The 17159-nt window shown below is 55.0% G+C and carries 16 protein-coding genes; 11 read left to right on the forward strand and 5 right to left on the reverse strand.

Annotation, left to right across the window (positions count from 1 at the left end; all coding sequences use genetic code 11):
* Positions 1-118: 118 nt before the first annotated feature.
* The 8 genes from OEL57_RS06550 (at position 119) to OEL57_RS06585 (ending at position 9009) form a co-directional block, all read left to right on the forward strand.
* Entirely contained in the window at positions 119-1909 is a 1791-nt protein-coding gene (locus OEL57_RS06550; RefSeq protein WP_300738735.1) for an ABC transporter ATP-binding protein, read from the forward strand.
* A 90-nt stretch (positions 1910-1999) separates the two neighbouring features.
* Positions 2000-2878 (forward strand): hydrogenase nickel incorporation protein HypB, encoded by an 879-nt coding sequence (gene hypB / locus OEL57_RS06555; protein WP_300738737.1) that lies wholly within the window; start codon positions 2000-2002, stop codon positions 2876-2878.
* A gap of 109 nt (positions 2879-2987) precedes the next feature.
* Positions 2988-3851, forward strand: coding sequence for a DNA damage-inducible protein D (gene dinD, locus OEL57_RS06560; RefSeq protein WP_300738739.1), 864 nt, complete (start codon positions 2988-2990; stop codon positions 3849-3851).
* A gap of 8 nt (positions 3852-3859) precedes the next feature.
* Positions 3860-6181, forward strand: a complete 2322-nt coding sequence (gene hypF / locus OEL57_RS06565; RefSeq protein ID WP_300738741.1) for a carbamoyltransferase HypF — start codon at positions 3860-3862, stop codon at positions 6179-6181.
* A gap of 3 nt (positions 6182-6184) precedes the next feature.
* Positions 6185-6415: a HypC/HybG/HupF family hydrogenase formation chaperone gene (locus OEL57_RS06570; RefSeq protein WP_300738743.1), complete on the forward strand. Its 231-nt coding sequence runs from the start codon at positions 6185-6187 to the stop codon at positions 6413-6415.
* Positions 6412-7503 (forward strand): hydrogenase formation protein HypD, encoded by a 1092-nt coding sequence (hypD, locus tag OEL57_RS06575; protein ID WP_300738745.1) that lies wholly within the window; start codon positions 6412-6414, stop codon positions 7501-7503. Before OEL57_RS06570 ends, hypD begins: the two co-directional genes overlap by 4 nt.
* Before the next feature lie 29 nt (positions 7504-7532).
* Positions 7533-8435, forward strand: coding sequence for a protoglobin domain-containing protein (locus OEL57_RS06580; protein WP_300738748.1), 903 nt, complete (start codon positions 7533-7535; stop codon positions 8433-8435).
* A 55-nt stretch (positions 8436-8490) separates the two neighbouring features.
* Positions 8491-9009 (forward strand): hypothetical protein, encoded by a 519-nt coding sequence (locus OEL57_RS06585; protein ID WP_300738751.1) that lies wholly within the window; start codon positions 8491-8493, stop codon positions 9007-9009.
* Here the strand turns inward: OEL57_RS06585 and OEL57_RS06590 are convergent.
* A complete protein-coding gene (locus tag OEL57_RS06590) occupies positions 9006-9506 on the reverse strand; it encodes a chemotaxis protein CheX (protein WP_300738754.1) in 501 nt (166 codons plus the stop codon). The genes OEL57_RS06585 and OEL57_RS06590 overlap by 4 nt on opposite strands.
* Before the next feature lie 62 nt (positions 9507-9568).
* Positions 9569-11056: a polyphosphate:AMP phosphotransferase gene (pap, locus tag OEL57_RS06595; protein ID WP_300738757.1), complete on the reverse strand. Its 1488-nt coding sequence runs from the start codon at positions 11054-11056 to the stop codon at positions 9569-9571.
* Between the two features lie 142 nt (positions 11057-11198).
* Between pap and OEL57_RS06600 the strand changes: the two genes are divergently transcribed.
* Positions 11199-11678: a hypothetical protein gene (locus OEL57_RS06600; protein ID WP_300738760.1), complete on the forward strand. Its 480-nt coding sequence runs from the start codon at positions 11199-11201 to the stop codon at positions 11676-11678.
* A gap of 56 nt (positions 11679-11734) precedes the next feature.
* On the opposite strand, the gene OEL57_RS06605 is transcribed toward OEL57_RS06600, so the two are convergent.
* The 3 genes from OEL57_RS06605 to cdaA form a co-directional block, all read right to left on the reverse strand.
* Positions 11735-13291: a B12-binding domain-containing radical SAM protein gene (locus OEL57_RS06605; protein ID WP_300738763.1), complete on the reverse strand. Its 1557-nt coding sequence runs from the start codon at positions 13289-13291 to the stop codon at positions 11735-11737.
* 83 nt (positions 13292-13374) lie between these two features.
* The gene (locus OEL57_RS06610; protein WP_300738766.1) at positions 13375-14418 is read right to left on the reverse strand and encodes a C40 family peptidase; all 1044 of its coding nucleotides are present in this window, start codon (positions 14416-14418) and stop codon (positions 13375-13377) included.
* A 108-nt stretch (positions 14419-14526) separates the two neighbouring features.
* On the reverse strand, positions 14527-15675 hold the full coding sequence (cdaA, locus tag OEL57_RS06615) for a diadenylate cyclase CdaA (protein WP_300738768.1): 1149 nt from the start codon (positions 15673-15675) through the stop codon (positions 14527-14529).
* A 75-nt stretch (positions 15676-15750) separates the two neighbouring features.
* On the opposite strand from cdaA, the gene ubiE reads away from it, so the two are divergent.
* Positions 15751-16515 carry a bifunctional demethylmenaquinone methyltransferase/2-methoxy-6-polyprenyl-1,4-benzoquinol methylase UbiE gene (gene ubiE, locus OEL57_RS06620; protein ID WP_300738771.1) on the forward strand — a complete coding sequence of 255 codons (765 nt, stop codon included), beginning with the start codon at positions 15751-15753 and terminating at the stop codon, positions 16513-16515.
* Positions 16515-17159 (forward strand): HD domain-containing protein (locus tag OEL57_RS06625; protein ID WP_300738773.1); only part of this gene is annotated, 645 nt, incomplete at its 3' end. The genes ubiE and OEL57_RS06625, both read left to right, overlap by 1 nt.

Below are 17159 nucleotides of genomic sequence, written 5' to 3' on the forward strand. Positions count from 1 at the left end.
ATAGTATGGTATGCGGCGGAGTTGCTGCAGGTCTGTTGCAACAGTCTATTCAGGTTGACAATCGACCGAGGCTCTGCAAAGGTTTCATTCGGATTTCAGCTCTGGCCAGGAGGATGTAATGCACCACGGCGGTTTGCATGAGGACGCCATAGCCGGCAAGGCCTACGACGCTCGTCTGCTGCGTCGGTTTCTGGGCTATCTGGTTCCCTACCGTCTGACCGTGGGCTGGATTCTGTGTCTGCTCCCTCTGACTACCCTCTGCCGTCTGGCCCAACCGCTGTTGCTGAAATACGCCATTGACCATGCCATTACACCCGGTCGTCTGGATCTGCTGGCCGGTCCGGCCGCTCTGTTTCTGGTATTGCTGCTGCTTGAGGCGTTGCTGACCTGGGGTGAGGTGTACGGCCTGCAAATGGTGGGGCAGCGGGTAATGGCCGATCTGCGGGCCGCCCTGTTTCAACATCTCCTGCGTCTGCCGGTGCCCTGGTTTGACCGGTCTGCCGCCGGTGGAGTGGTCACGCGTCTGACCAGTGATGTGGAGGCGCTGGGGGAGATGTTTGCCGCAGGGATTGTGTCGGTAATCGGCGATTTTCTGCTGCTGGCCGGGATTGTGGCAGCCATGCTCTGGATGGATCCCCGGCTGTCGCTGGTGACTTTTACGGTCTTGCCACCGCTGATCTTTGTGGCCTGGCTGTTCCGGCGCAATATGCGCCAGGCTTTTCGTGAGGTCCGCTCCCGGCTGGGCAAGATGAACGGACATCTTGCCGAGGTGCTTGGTGCGGTGTCCGTTGTGCAGGCCTTTGGCAGGGAACGCGAGGAACAGGCTCGCTTCAGCGAACTCAACGCAGCACACCGTGACGCCAACAGGCCGGTGATTAACTGGGATGCTTCGCTCTATGCCATTGTGGAGATGTTCTCTTCCCTGGCGATCGCCTTGATCATCTGGTACGGCAGCGGCCAGGTGCTGCAGGGGCTGCTGACCTTTGGCACCCTGGTGGCCTTTATCCAGTACATTGAAAAGTTTTTCGGTCCGATCCGGGATCTCTCTGCCAAGTACGGCATTATGCAGGGGGCCATGGCAGCGCTGGAGCGGATCTTTGTGCTGCTGGATGAAAAAGAGGAGGGGGATGAGGTGACGAAGGCTCCCCTGCCTCCCTTTGATAATGGTGGATTGTCTGCTTTTGTGGAGTTCCGCAACGTCTCGTTTGCCTACCGTGCTGATGAACCGACGCTGACCGATTTTAATCTGACCCTGCAGAAGGGGGAACGGCTGGCTCTGGTGGGGGAGAGTGGCGGAGGGAAGACCACCGTGATCAGGCTCTTGTCCCGTATGTATGAACTGGATCAGGGCCAGATACTGGTTGATGGTGTTGATATCCGTCAGATGCCGCGGGAACTGCTGCGACGGCGTATGGCGCTGGTTTCCCAGGAGCCGTTTATCTTTGCCGGTACGGTCGGTTTTAACATCTGTCTGGGGGATCAGCAGGCTGCAGAGCGGATACACCAGGCCGCGGCCACCGTGGGGGCGGATCGCTTCATCGAGCAACTGCCGCAGGGGTATGATACCGAGCTGGCCGAGCGGGGCGGGGATCTGTCGCTGGGTGAACGTCAGTTGCTTTGCTTTGCCCGGGCCGTGGCCCTTGATCCAGAGCTGCTGATTCTGGATGAGGCCACTGCCAGTGTGGACAGTGAAAGCGAGCGTCTGATTCAGGAAGGGGTTGATCGCCTGCTGGCTGGACGCACTGCCCTGGTGATTGCCCACCGGCTTTCAACGGTGCGGGATGCTGATCGGATTGTGGTGATCAACAGGGGGCGGGTGGTTGAAGAAGGACGTCATGATCAGTTATTGACCCTGAACGGCGAGTATGCCCGCTTGTACTGCCTGCAGTTTGATTGCAGGGCTGATTAGGTATACAAAGGCGCTGCCTTTTAGCGCTTGACCGACGTTATGCAGCTCGGTAAGACTGTAAAAAACGAATCCTATTCAGGAGGCCCTTCTATGTGTACCACCTGCGGCTGCGGACCTGCTTCCGGCCATCATCATGACCACGAACATACCCACGAGCATGAGCATACCCACGAGCATGAGCATACCCACGGTGACCTGAACCACAGTCATCCCCACCCCCACAACCATGATCACGACCACGCTGAGCAGCATCACCACCATGACCACCTGCATGACGATGGCCAGCCCCATCAGCACAGCCATGACGATCCTCCTCGCAGCAAAAAGATCAGCATTGAAGAGGATATTCTGGCCAAAAACAACCGCCTGGCCTCTTTCAACCGCGCCCTGTTCAAGGACAAGGGGATACTTGTGCTGAATCTGGTTTCATCCCCCGGTTCCGGCAAGACCACCCTGCTGGAGCGCACCCTGCGTGACCTGTCCGGCAGATACCGCTGCGCCGTGATCGAAGGAGATCAGCAGACCGACAACGATGCCCGCCGGATTGCCGCCACCGGCGTGCCGGTCAAGCAGATCAACACCGGGGCCGGCTGCCACCTGGATGCCCATATGGTGATGCATGCCACCGAGGCCTTTGATCTGGATCAGTTGGACATCCTGTTTATCGAGAACGTCGGCAACCTGGTCTGTCCGGCCGCCTTTGATCTGGGTGAAGCCCACAAGGTGGTGGTGCTGTCGGTGACAGAAGGTGAAGATAAACCGCTGAAGTATCCCCAGATGTTCCATAACTCTGACCTGATGCTGCTGAACAAGGTGGATCTGCTACCGTACCTGACCTTTGACGTGGCCCAGTGCAAACAGTACGCAGGCCGGGTCAGCCATGATCTGCAGATACTGGAGGTTTCCGCCACCAGCGGACAGGGGCTGGATGCCTGGTATGGCTGGCTGGAAAAGGAGCTGGGGAGATAATCCGGTCTGACCTTTTCATAGGCAGAGCTCTTCAAAAACAGCGCTTATAAGCTCACAGGATGAAGCGGCTGCGTTTGCAAAAAAACTGCATAAAAGCGCGGAGAGAATCATGACCAAATCAACCGTTTCTAAGAAAATCCTGAAAAAGATAGTTAACGGCCACAAATCACCTTTTGAACAGATACGCCGTACCAACGATGCCGGTAATGAGTACTGGTCAAGTCGTGATTTTGCCAAGGTTCTGGACTATAGCGACTACCGTAATTTTGAGCAGGTAATCGAAAAAGCCCGTACTGCCTGCTTTAATAGTGGCCAGCGGATAGATGACCATTTCGTTGATGTCACCGAAATGGTTGAGCTTGGTAGTGGCGCGAAAAGACAGGTTAAATCGGTCTATTTATCCCGTTATGCCTGCTATCTGATCGTTCAAAATGCCGACCCTGGCAAGGAGATTGTTGCCCTCGGCCAGACCTATTTTGCTGTGCAGACGCGGAAACAGGAGCTGACCGAGCAGGCCATAGAAGACGAACGTCGGCTTTTGTTGCGTGAAGAGATGCGTTTGCATAACGTCAAGCTGGCAGATGCGGCAAAAGATGCTGGTGTCATCGAGCCCAAAGATTATGCCATCTTCCAAAACCACGGCTACATGGGGCTGTACGGCGGTTTGAAAGCACAGGACATTCACCGTCGTAAAAACCTCAAAAAGAGCCAGCAAATTCTTGATCACATGGGTAGCACTGAGCTTGCAGCAAACTTATTCCGTGCCACCCAGGCTGAGGAGAAGTTGCGCCGAGAAAAAATTACCGGTAAGGCAAAAGCCAACAAGGCCCATGAAGAAGTTGGTGCCAAGGTGCGCCAGACCATCAAGGAGCTGGGTGGTACTATGCCGGAAGAGTTGCCGACGGTTGAAAGCATCAAAAAACTGGAGGGTAAACCGAAGAAGGTGATTACCCAAAGATCTAAAAAAGAGTAATCGCTGCCGTGACCCGTCGCCATTACGCCATCAGCGGTATCGTGCAGGGGGTAGGGTTCCGCCCCTTTGTCTTTCGTCTGGCAACTGAACTGGGGCTTTCCGGTTGGGTGCGTAACAGCCCGGCCGGGGTTGAGCTGGAGCTACAGGGCAGGGCAGAGCAACTTTCCGCGTTTAGCTGCCGTCTGCAGGCAGAGCTGCCGCCGTTGGCAGCCATCAGTTCGCTTGCATCTGCTGAGATCCCGTTGGTGGGGGATGAGACCAACTTTGTGATCCTTCCCAGCAGTGATGGCAGGCGGGAGGTGCAGATTGCGCCGGATACGGCCCTCTGTGCGGACTGCCTGCGGGAGATGTTTGAGCCTGCTGACCGGCGTTATCGCCACCCTTTCATTACCTGCACCAACTGCGGTCCCCGCTGGACCATTGTGACCGGCATCCCCTATGACCGTCCCCTGACCACCATGGCCGTTTTTCCGCTCTGTCCGGCCTGTGAAGCGGAATACCGCAATCCCCTTGACCGACGTTTTCATGCCCAGCCGATCGCCTGTCCTGACTGCGGCCCGCAGATTGTTTTGTCCCCTCTCCCGCCGGGAGAGGGTGGCCAAAGGCCGGGTGAGGGGCCTGACCCGCTGGGGCAGGCCATTGCGTTACTGCACCAGGGCAAGGTTGTGGCGGTCAAAGGGCTGGGCGGCTATCATCTGGCGGTGGATGCCGGTAACACTGTAGCGGTGGCCCGCTTGCGGCAGCGCAAGCAACGGGATGAAAAGCCGTTTGCGGTAATGGTGCCTGATCTGACAACAGCCCGACAGCTGGCTGAACTGTCAGGGCTGGAAGAACGGCTGCTGGCAGGTCCAGAAGCGCCGGTGGTAATTGTCCGCCGCAGGGCTGATTCGCCGGTTGCCGATCTGGTTGCGCCGGGCAGCCGATGGGTCGGTCTGATGCTGGCCTACACGCCGCTGCATCAGTTGCTGTTTCGTAATTTCGGGGACACGATACCGAATCATGTTGCCGATTCGGGTCATGTCCCCAAAATTACGGCCTTGGTCATGACCAGCGCTAATGCCTCTGATGAGCCGATGATTGCGGATGATCAGGAAGTGCGGGAAAAGCTGGCCGGCATAGCCGATGCGATCCTGACCCATAACCGGCCGATCCATGTGCGGACCGATGATTCTGTGGTGCGGGTGTTTCAGGGCGGGCCGCTCTTTTACCGCCGTTCTCGGGGGTATCTGCCGCGACCGGTGCTGCTGCCGTTTGAGTGTGGAACTATTCTGGCGGTTGGGGCAGAGCTGAAAAATACAATCTGTCTGACCCGTGGTAATCAGGCCTTTCTCAGCCAGCACATCGGTGACCTGAAGAATGAAGCCACGCTGGATACGTTTCGGCAGACCATCAGCCATCTTGGCAGCATTATGGAGATCAAACCTGATCTGGTGGTCTGCGATCTGCATCCTGATTACCTCTCTACCCGCTCTGCTGAAGAACTGGGGCTGCCGCTGGTACGAGTCCAGCATCATCACGCCCATATGGCCTCCTGTATGGCTGAAAACAGGCTGGATGGTGACGTTATCGGTGTGATTTTTGACGGCACCGGGCTTGGCGACGACGGCACGGTCTGGGGTGGAGAATTTTTGGTGGGGAGCTATGCCGGGGTGCAGCGGGCTGGCCACCTGAAGCAGGTCCGTCTGCCCGGTGGCGATGCAGCTGCCAAAGAACCGTGGCGGATGGTCGTATCCTGGTTAGGCGGGTCGCTTGGCGCGGCTGTCTGGCAACTGCCCGGTATGCCGGCGCTTACTGCCACTGATAGGCAACTGCTGCAGGCGATGCTGGAGCGGGGGATTAACGCACCGTTCAGCTCAAGCATGGGGCGGCTGTTTGATGCGGCTGCGTTGCTGGTGGGGGCGGCAGATCGCAACAGCTTTGACGGGCAGGCAGGCATGGCGTTGGAGGCGTTGGCGGAAACGGTGGAAGCCGCTACGTTGTTGCCCTATCATCTACAACCGGGCGTACCGTTTCAGCTTGATCTGGTGCCGCTGTTACTGGGGCTGCTACAGCGGTTGCAGGTAGGCGAGTCACCTGCAGCATTAGCCTGGGCCTTCCACGCCAGTCTGGCAACGGCAGTGGTTGACGGCTGTGATCTGATCCGCAAGGGTACCGGTTTAGATCGTGTGGTGCTGTCCGGCGGTGTGTTTCAGAATCGCCTTTTAACCGAGTTGGTGTATACTTTCTTGGCAAAATCTCATTTTTCAGTCTTTATACATCGGCAGGTGCCGCCCAATGATGGTGGTATTGCACTGGGGCAGGCAGCAATAGCAGCTAAGAAGAGGGGTTAGACCATGTGTCTTGGTGTTCCGATGCAGGTGCTTGAGATTAATGACGATACCGTGCTGGCCGAGATTGATGGTGTACAGCGCGAGGCCAGCCTGATGATGCTGGGTGAACCGGTGGCGGTGGGGGATTATGTGATTGTCCATGCCGGATTTGCCATTTCGCGGATCGATCCGGCTGAGGCGGAGGAAACCCTGCGGATTATGCGGGAGATCTTCACCCCTGAGGATATGGCGTGAAATTTCAGGACGAATACCGTGACCGTGAGCTGGTACAGGGGCTGGCAGCTGCCATAGCAGACGAGGCCCGGCAGTTGCCGGAACCGGTGCGTCTGATGGAGGTTTGTGGCACCCATACCATGGCCATTGCGCAATTCGGCCTGAAATCGTTGCTGCCGGAGCAGGTCAGGCTGGTGTCCGGTCCCGGTTGTCCGGTCTGTGTGACGCCGGTCAGTTATATTGACCATGCCATTGCCCTTGCCGGTCTGCCGGATACGGTTATCACCACCTTTGGTGATCTACTGCGGGTGCCCGGTTCCAACTCGTCCCTGATGACCGAGCGGGCCAAAGGGGCTGCTATCAGGATTGTCTATTCCGCATTGGATGCGGTTAAGCTGGCCGCTGAACTGCCGCACAAGCAGGTGGTGTTTCTGGGGGTGGGGTTTGAGACCACAACCCCCACGGTGGCGGCAGCGATTCTATCTGCAGAGCAGCAGAGGCTTGTGAATTTTTCTGTGCTGACCAGCCACAAGACCATGCCAGGTCCGATGCAGGCCCTGTCTGCAGATCCTGAGCTGAAGATCAGGGGCTACCTCTGTCCGGCCCATGTCAGTACCGTGATCGGCTCTGATGCCTACCAGCCCCTGGCGGAAAAATTCGGTATCCCCTGTGTGGTGACCGGTTTTGAACCGGCGGATCTGCTACAGGGGGTGTTGATGCTGGTGCGACAGTGCCGCTCTGGCAGTGCGGCGGTTGAGAATCAGTACAGTCGGGCAGTTTCAGCACAAGGTAATACCAAGGCTCAGGAACTGATTAAGAACGTGTTTGAACCGGCTGATGCTGTCTGGCGTGGGCTGGGTGTCCTGCCGGGCAGCGGTCTGGTGCTGCGTGGGTCCTACGCTGCCTTTGATGCTGCACGAAGATTTCAGTTTGAGCTGCCGGATGCCAGTGAGCCGGCTGGCTGCCGCTGTGGCGAGGTGCTGACCGGCCGGATCGCTCCGAACGACTGCCCGCTGTTTGGCACGGTCTGTACCCCGGAGACACCGGTGGGGGCCTGTATGGTTTCCAGCGAAGGCAGTTGCGCCGCTGCCTGGCGCTATGGCCAGTAATAAGATTTGCTGTATAGAGGAGAACGCTGATGGAAAGCATGGCAAAACTAAGGGATCAATACCACTTTACCGATGAGGATGCCGCAAATCTGCATGATCTGTTGCCGGTTGCAGAGGAGTATCTGAACAGTCTGGCCGGGCATTTCATGAATTATCTTTATGAAAATCCTGAAACAGAGCGGATTGTGTTGAAAAACTCTGATAAGGACCGGCTTGAGGCCTTTCATCGCCACTGGTTTCGTACCCTTTTTTCAGGCGCATATGATCAGGAATATCTTCGCTCTCTGAAACGGATCGGTCAGGCCCATGTGCGGGTCGGTCTGCCGGTGCATTATGTGAACGCATCCATGAGCCATGTGCGTCACGCCATCCAGCATATGATTCATGATACCTTTGAAGATCGTGATCAGCGCCGCATGTTCCGTGAGTCGGTGGACAAGATTCTGGATATGAATCTGGCGGTGATGACCTCCTCCTACCGTGATGCGGAGATGAGCAAGGTCTTCGTCTCCCGTTCGCTTGAATCGTGGCTGATCCGTCTTTCCGAACGGTTTACCTATGGACTCAATCTTGTGCTTGTGCTTTCTCTGGCAGGCCTTTCAATCGGCGTGGTAGGGCTTTTTGTCAGTGATATCCTTCAGATCTTTTCCGGAAAGCCTGAAAAGGCAATTTTTTCTGCCTTGGGATCCATGCTGATACTCTGGATGATGATCGAGCTCCTGGAAAACGAAATCAAGAATCTGAAGGGTGGTAGTTTTAATATCCTGGTCTTTGTCGGTGTGGTGGTGGTGGCGATGGTGCGGGAGATACTTATTTCTACCCTGCGCCATGACGACCTGAAGACGCAAGCCTTTCTCACCTTGACGTTGCTGGCTCTGGGTGTTGTGTACTTTCTGATCAGCAAGGCTCAAAAATGCTCATTCAAGGAGTAGTGTCATCGGCCATATTCTAAAAGGGATAACGGTTGGCTGGAGGTATCGGGATCAGTTGCGACAGCTGGTTGTAGAAACGCCAGCCACCAGTACGTTGCTGGATCAGGAACCGGCGGCATTGGCAACGTGTGGTGTGCAGGCGCTGGCCCTTGATTTTGACGGGGTGCTGGCCCCCCATGCAGCTGATCAGCCGTTGCCTGAAGTGATGGACTGGTTGCGGCGTGCCGTAACGGTGTTTGGGGCAGAACGGATATATATTCTCTCCAATCGTCCCTATGGGCCCAGGGTGGATTGGTTTGCCGCTCATTTCCCCGGCATACGTTTTGTGTCCGGTGTGCGTAAAAAGCCATACCCGGATGGTCTAATAAAAACAGGGGAACTGGCTTCAGTTCCCCTGTCATCGATTCTTATGGTTGATGATCGTCTGCTGACCGGCTGCCTGTCTGCGTTGTTGGCCGGTGCCCACCCCTGCTATATCCGCAGCCCCTTTAGGTCGCTACAGTCCCACCCGGGCAAAGAACTGTTTTTTATGCTGTTGCGCTGGGCTGAGCGTTGCTTTGTTGCACTTCCCTAATCCATCTCAAGTACGATACTTACCAGCAACCACTCTTCATCCAGATCAAACAGCAGGTTCATTGAATTGGCCTGCTTGGTACAAATGATGTAGTCACTCCCGGTTGCCACTGACGGGGTTGAAAGCCGGACATCCAGACCTCCCTTTGAAAGGTGCTGTTTGACGTTACCAGCCACCATGTTGGCGATCTCTCCCAAGGCGTCAAAGACATCCTGGTCCACCTCGGTAACCTCCATATCCAGCATCGCCTCAGTAAGCTTAATGGCCAGTGAACAGGGCTGATGGATTGAAATCAGGCCGTTATAGGTACCGGCCAGGCCAACCATGGCAGAAACACAATCTTTGAAGTGCTCCATTGGATCTACTTCCAACGGCAGGTGCATCAGATCAATACCCAGCATGGTTGAATAGACACTGCGTGTGTCGTCAACCAGATGTTTTGCCAGCGCTTCAGGAGTGGTGTTGAGGGCGGTAAGCACCTCGACTGGAATCGGCATAGGACAATCCTTTTCAATATCAGTCTACTTGAATTGATTGGACACAGTGTATACAGCGATGTTTACAGTTTTGCAAGTGCCTGTTCGATCTGGGTACAAAGAGTTTTTAAAACCTTGATGCGGGCATGATTCTTGTCATTTGCCTCCACCAGGGTCCAGGGAGCGATCTCGGTGCTGGTACGATCAATCATGTCACAGACGGCCTGTTCATACTGTGGCCACTTTTCACGGTTGCGCCAGTCTTCTTCTGTGATTTTAAACCGCTTAAAGCCGATTTTTTCACGTTCTTTAAATCGTTTCAGCTGCTCATCCTGGGTTATGGCCAGCCAGAATTTAGCTACTACGGTGTGGTTGCGAACCATCTGCTCCTCATAATCGTTGATTTCGCTATAGGCCCGCATCCAGTCCGCCTGTGAGCAGTATCCTTCTACGCGCTCAACCAGTACCCGGCCATACCAGGAACGGTCAAAGATGGCAAAACGTCCACGGCGGGGGAGGTGTCGCCAGAAACGCCACAGATAAGGCTGGGCCCGCTCCTCTTCGCTGGGGGCGGCAATCGGAATGATCCGGTAGGCCCTGGCATCAAGCGCCTGGGTTATCCGTCGGATACTGCCTCCTTTGCCTGCTGCGTCATTGCCTTCAAACAGGACCACCACTGAAATCTTGTCAAAATCCTTGTGGCGGGAAAGCAGGTTCAGGCGGCCTTGCAGGGTTTCAAGTTCATCATCATATTTTTTCTTGATGATTTTTTTTGTCATATCCAGAGTTTGTAGAATCTGCAGACCATCAATGGAACTGAAAAGCGGTGGCAGTGGCTCAGTGGCCTGTGGTGTTTCCGGCGCGTCAAGGCGACGGCGCAGGGCGTCATTGATCGTTTTGCCGATTGAGAGTGAACGGTAGCGGTCATCAGCCCCTTCGACAATAATCCAGGGGGCCTCGGGGGTGCTGGTGCTGCGTAGCATCCGTTCCGACACAAGTCTGAAACGGTCATACTGTTTATAGTTCTTCCAGTCGCTGTCCTTGACCCGCCAACTGGTTTTGGGATCTTTTTCCAGCTTCTTTAGTCTCTTCTTCTGCTGGTCTTCGGACAGGTGCAACCAGAATTTGAGGATCAGGGCGCCTTCGTTACAGAGCATGGTTTCAAAGCGGATAATCCTGTCCAGTTGCTGATCAAGCTCGGCATTTTTGGTTCGTCCATGGACGTTGTCCACCAGCGGGTCCGAGTACCAGGAACCGATGAAGATACCGATCTTTCCCTTGGGGGGCAGGTCACGCCAGTAGCGCCACATGGGTGGGCGCTCCCGTTCTTCGTCAGTAAGCTCCCGCTGAGCATGGGATTCTATGTGGCGCGGGTCCATCCACTCGTGCAGCAGGTTCATGGTCTCGCCCTTGCCGGCACAGTCCACACCGGCCAGCAGGATGATAACCGGGAACTTTGCGGATTGCAGCAGGTCCAGCTGGGCATCCAGCAGCGCCTCCCGCAGGATCGGTAATTCCTTCTTGTAGATCTCTTTACTGATTTTATGGCCAAGCTCTGCAGACTCAAACATGGTGGCACCTCCTGAACCGTCTCTGTTGGCTGTATACCACACAATCTGTCAAGGGCAAGCCATGTTGCTTTTTTCTTTGTTCAGCATCGGCTTGGTATGTTACTATCCAAAAACAATTCGCACCAATACACAGGAGGAGACAGTGAAAGCAACTATCGTAACGCTGATGATCGCTGCACTTGCCCTGGCAGGTTGTCAGGACAAACCAAAGACCGAAGCCCCCACCAATCAACCGGCAGCAGCAGCTCTGCCGGCCGGCCATCCACCGGTAGGTGGTATGCCGCCAGCTGCTGAAGGCAAGCCGGGTATGCCGAAGGATGCGGCCCACGCTGGCGCCCAGGCTGACCCCCACGCAGGTCTGAAGCCTATGGCCGTACCGCAGGGGGTTCCTTTCAAGACCGGCAAGGTGCTTGAGCTGCTGGATGGCGGTCAGTATATCTATCTGCATGTGCAGCACGATGATGGCAAGAAAATCTGGGTGGCAGCCCTGCCGATGAAGATTGCCAAGGGTGACAAGGTGAAGTACGCCGACGCACCTGCCCTGCCGAACTTCCCCAGCAAGGCCCTCAATCGTACCTTTGATCAACTGGTGCTGACCCAGGCGGTAGAGGTACTGAAGTAAGTTTCAGGTGGTTGAAATTGAAAAGGGCGGTTGAACGAAAGTTCAACCGCCCTTTTTTAGTGCCCAAGGCGCTGTAGCGATTCATTGGCAGGTTTATGGAGTGGTACCAGGCATCGCACCTTTTGGTAGCATTCCAGAGCCTTGCGGTGTTTGTTTGTCTGTTCGTACAGCTCTCCCAGCAAAAACCAGCCCCAGGGGTGATCCGGTTCTTTTTGCGTTATCAGTTGATACTGCTCTTCTGCCCGTTGCAGCTCTCCTTCAGCGGCATAGGCATCTCCTGTCTGCATGGCGGTAACGGCGCTGTAGCACTGTTTTTCCTGAATGGAGAGCAGCTGTTTGATGCTGGCGTGCTGACGGTAACGGACCGTGCGGGAGAGCATCTGTGTGACTTTGCGTTGTCCGTTTTGCTCTGCCAGCACCGCCTCTTCGTGGCTGGTCTCAAACAGGTCTGGCTGTAGTCTCCCGTTTTTTACCGCTGTTTCAAACAGGGCTGTACCGGGATAATAGGCCAGTGGTGCCACCTGCAGATCGTCAGGCTGAATCTGTTTGATCAGATTGATGGTTAGTTGCCGGTCAAGGTCACGTTCTTCCGGGATGCCGGTGATCAGGTAGACGGAAAGCTGCATACCGGCCTGTCTGATCAGGCTGGCTGCTGTACGGATCTGGTCAGGCAGAATCCGTTTGCCCAGTAGTTTTAAAATGTCCGGTGAACCAGATTCGACTCCAAGCTGTACGCACTCGCAACCGGCCCGGCGCATCCATTCCAGTGTTTCCTGATCAATCGCCTCAACCCTGGACTGGCAGCTCCAGAAGAGGTTGATCCGTCGTGTAATCAGCTCCTGGCAGAGGGCAACGGTTCTGCGACGGTCTGAAGTAAAGGTGTCATCACGCAATGAGAGGTGGATCAGGCCATACTGTTCACGGATAGAGAGCATCTCCTCAGCTACCGACGCTGCCGATCGATAGCGTATCTTGCGGCCCCAAAAGGCAGGGGAAGCGCAGAAGTTGCAGGCTGCCGGACAACCACGGGAGCTGCTGATAAACTCAGCCTGTAACGTGGTATTGACGTTGACAGCTTCATGAAGCCAGGTGGTAGGGAAGGGCAATTGATCAAGATCCGGCCAGGGCTGCCGCTGTGCCGTGTGGAGAATGCCATTGTTGGTACGGATAACCACCCCTGGAATTTCTGTCAGTGGTGTGCCGGTTTGTAAGGCATCCAGCAGATCCAGCAGTGTCTGCTCGGCCTCGCCAACGGCAATCAGATCTACCTCGCAGTGTCGCTGCAGAATCAGTTCTGCCTGATGGGTTGCGTGCCCTCCCCCCAGCAGGATCGTGCAGTTTGGCAGGGTTTGCTTGATCAGTCGAGCAAGCTCCAGGGTGACATGGCGATTGTGTGTCCATTGAGAAAGACCTGCAACTGTTGGCTGTATCTGTAGCAACAGATCAATGATCTGGCGATTGGGCATGTTACTGAAGTTTGCCAGCGTTACCGGAATTTGCTGTGAGCGTAGCAGGGCGTGGAGCGAGCAGAGACCGATCGGCAGAAGGCTTTCGAACTCATCTGGCCTGCTCTTGTACGCAGCTCTGGTTGTATAGGCGAGCAGTGTGTGCATGGAATGTATGATTTGTCCTGTACAGAAGCAAAAAAAACGGGCTCAGTGTCTGAGCCCGTACAAGTGAAACCGGTTGGTGTTGATTATTTGGTAAGCACTTCCGGCAGGTTCAGGCCAAGGTGGTCATTGGCGAGAACATCAGTTTCCTTTTCTTCTTCAATACCATACATCAGCTCGCTAATGTCGATAGAGTCAGAATTTACCTGGTTAATCCGGCGGGCACCCAGGTAGCGGGACAGATAGTAGGGGGTATCCATGGAGGAGATGACCACCCGGTGTTCTGCTGATGAGGCATGGATCATCTTGCGGTTGCCAAGGTAGATGCCGACATGTGACGCAAAGGGTGCATAGGTGCGGAAAAAGACCAGGTCGCCGCGACGCAGGTCGCCACGGGAAACTTCATTGCCGATCCTGAACTGCTCACGGGCAGTACGGGGCAGGTTCACCTTTTGTTCACGAAAGACCTGTTGGGTGAAGCTTGAGCAGTCCAAGGCATGGCGGCTATTACCGCCAAAACGATAACGTGCCCCCAGAAAGCCATAGGCAGATTTTTGCAGGGTAGAAAAGCCGGTGGAACGCTCTTCGAGGTTTTTGGCCAAGTCAACCGGTGTGTCGGCATCAATGTCAGACAATTCTGACAAGGTTAAGTTCATCTCCCGCTCATTCAGCAGGTCACTGTTGACCAGTTCAAGACGTTTAGCCCGTGTCTCCCGGGCAGCGGCGAGATCACAGGTGGCTGCAGTGTCTGCCAGTGCCAAAATCTGGCCCGGCTTAACCTTGTTTGCCTTCAGCTTGTTGATGCGACGTAGTTCTGACATTTTCTTGCCGGTTTTTTTTGCAATTTTGGGAAGAGTATCCCCTTTTGCAACGGTATAGGTGCTGCAGTTTTCAATTAACGGTTGTGCGTCAGTCCTTGAAGGGATGATCAGGGTAGCCCCTTTGCTGATACGGGTGCTGCTCAGATTGTTGGCGGCCTTCAGCTCCTCAACCGAGACATGGTATTTGCGGGCAATGCTGGGAAGTGTCTCTTTTGTACGGACCTGGTGTGTCTTGGAGGCGATGGCCGACAGGGGAAGGGCAAGCAGTAGCAGGCAGATGGCTGGTATCAGGCGTAAGCGGTGCGTCATGTGTCCTCCTTCCTGAAGAATTTTTTGAAACAGGTTTTTAGCTAATATAACAAATATTCTTTTTTGTCAAGTTTTGGTGTCTGTTGTCTATATGCATCAAGCATGCCACTATTTTGTTTTTTGTGATCCTCGCACGATAATTCGTACGGAGGTCGGCTCAATTCCTACCACGGTCATGCCTGGAGGAACCCGGACATGGGAAAGTGATACTCGTAAGGTGTTATGCCCTTCCTGGACAGAGCCAAGATCAAGATCGGCAGTCAGGTCAAGCAGGCGGGGAGAAGGGGTAAGTCCGGAGTTTGAGCGCAGGCGGACGGTGACCTCTTCCGGCGAGACCCGTGTCAGGGTCATGCCGTTGGGCAGTCCATGAAAGGTAAGCGGCACCGGGATAATTGCCACTTCCCCCTGTCGTGCTGAAAGCAGCAGCCAGATAACAGTAACACCAAGCAGTATCGCTGTTTTTGGTAGCAGGTCGCTAAAGATTCGCCTTGTTAATGTGCGTTTGTGCCGCTGGTCTGCGGGGCTGAAAAGTGCTTCAAGTTTGCGTTTAAGGTGGTCGGCGGTTTGGAAGACCGTCAGCTCGCCCCTTTCTGCCAGTGATACTTCGCCACGTTCTTCCGATACTGCCAGCACTACCGCATCGGTTCGTTCTGTCAGGCCCAGGGCTGCCCGGTGGCGGGTGCCATACTGCTGGGGAAGGTTTTGTGCATCGGATAGTGGCAGCAGACAGGCGGCCTGTACGATCCGCTCATCGCGGATCAGTACTGCTCCGTCGTGCAGCGGTGTACCATCCTGAAAAATGCTGTTTAAGAGTGGTGCTGAAACCAGTGCCTCCAGCTGAGTGCCGTTGCTCAGGTGGTCATCCAGCGGGTCGGTGCGCTGGAACACAATAATGGCGCCGCAACGGGCCTTGGCCAGAGCAAAGGCTGCATCTGCTATGATGTTGGGGCCGGAGCAGTGTTGTTTGCTGTCACCGCCCACCAACTCCCTGAGCTTGCTAAACCGGTAGAGTGTTTGGCGTATTTCGTTCTGGAATATAACGACGATCACGACAATAATGACGGTGCCCAGCTGCTGGAGGACCCAGCTGGTCATATGCAGGCCGGTCTGGCGGGTAATAAAATAGATGGCGGTAATTGTGCCGAGACCTGCCAGTACCTGTATGGCGCGGCTTTTGCGAAACCATGAATAGAGCTGATAGATCAGGATACTCATGATCAGTATGTCGAGGATGTCCTGAACTCTGAACTGGGGCATTGTTGGCCAATTCTCCTGCGGCAACAGCGGGGTTTGGGGGTGTTTCTGCTGGCATGGAGCAGTAAAGTATGCTAGATGATAAGCCTTGTCTTATATCATCAAACATTCGCTGAAGGGTACAAAAAAACCATGTTCAGGCTATCGCAAAAAGGGGAGCAGATCCAGCAGATGTTCGATGCCATCGCCCCCCGTTATGACTTCCTTAATCATCTGCTTAGCTTCGGGATCGACAAACGTTGGCGGCGGACCGCCGTCAGGCTGATCAAGGCTCCTGAAGGGGGAAGGGTGCTGGATGTCGCCACCGGTACCGGTGATGTCGCACTTGAGATTGCACGGGTAACACCAGCTTCGCTCAAGATTACCGGCGCTGATTTCAGCCCTGAGATGGTTGCCCTGGGGCAGGCCAAGATTGCAGCTTCTCCCTATGCTGACCGGATTGATTTCAAGGTTGCCCCCTGTGAAGATCTGCCCTTTGGTGCCGGTACCTTTGACTCGGTCACCATCGCCTTTGGTATCCGCAACGTGGTTGACCGTCGCCTTGGCCTGGCAGAACTCTGGCGGGTGATAAAGCCTGGTGGACGGTTGGTGATCCTGGAATTTTCAACCCCCCGCTCAGCACTGTTCAGGTGGGGATATCATTTTTATTTCAAGCGGATTCTTCCCTTTGTCGGAGGACTGTTCTCAAGTTACAACGCCTACAAATATTTGCCGGACTCGGTTATGGAATTCCCTTCCAGCGAGGAATTTTGCGCCACCATGACCGACATCGGATTTAAATCGGTACGGTGTCAGCCGCTTACCTTTGGTATTGCATCCATCTACACCGGGAGCAAAGAGTAATGCAGGTTGCTGATCTTCACCAGCTGCAGCAGTGGTTTAATCGCTATGTGGCCAGCTTTGAGGATCTGGACCCTGAAGGGCTGAGGAATATTTGCCTCAAGCAGGAGCATACGCGACAGGTTGTTGCCTGTATGGAGGCGTTGGCTGCTGGTGAAGGACTGAATGAAGCAGATACGTTACTGGCATCTGCGGTGGCCCTGCTACATGATGTCGGCCGCTTTCCCCAGTACCGGCGTTGGCGTACCTTTCGTGACAGTGAGTCTGACAACCATGCCCGTCTCTCCATTGAGGTGATTCGCAGTGAAGCGCTGCTGGATCATCTGTCAGCTGAAGAACGACTATTGATCGAAGAAGCGGTCCGCTTTCATAACCTGCTGGAACTGCCGGATCAGATCAGTTCTCCCACCGATCGTTTCATTCGTCTGATCCGAGATGCTGATAAACTTGATATCTGGAGGGTCTTTCTGGAGTTTTACCAGCTGCCCGAGTCAGAACGTGCCTCGGCAGTGGGGTTGGGATTCCCTGATCTGCCGGAGGTTACTCCGGTCTGTCTTGCCGCTCTTGCAGACGGCAGGATTGTCAAGCTGGATCAGGCCAGGGTGTTGAACGATTTTAAGCTGCTCCAGATTTCCTGGGTCTATGGT

Source organism: Trichlorobacter sp. (assembly GCF_030247655.1).
Lineage (GTDB): Bacteria > Desulfobacterota > Desulfuromonadia > Geobacterales > Pseudopelobacteraceae > Trichlorobacter.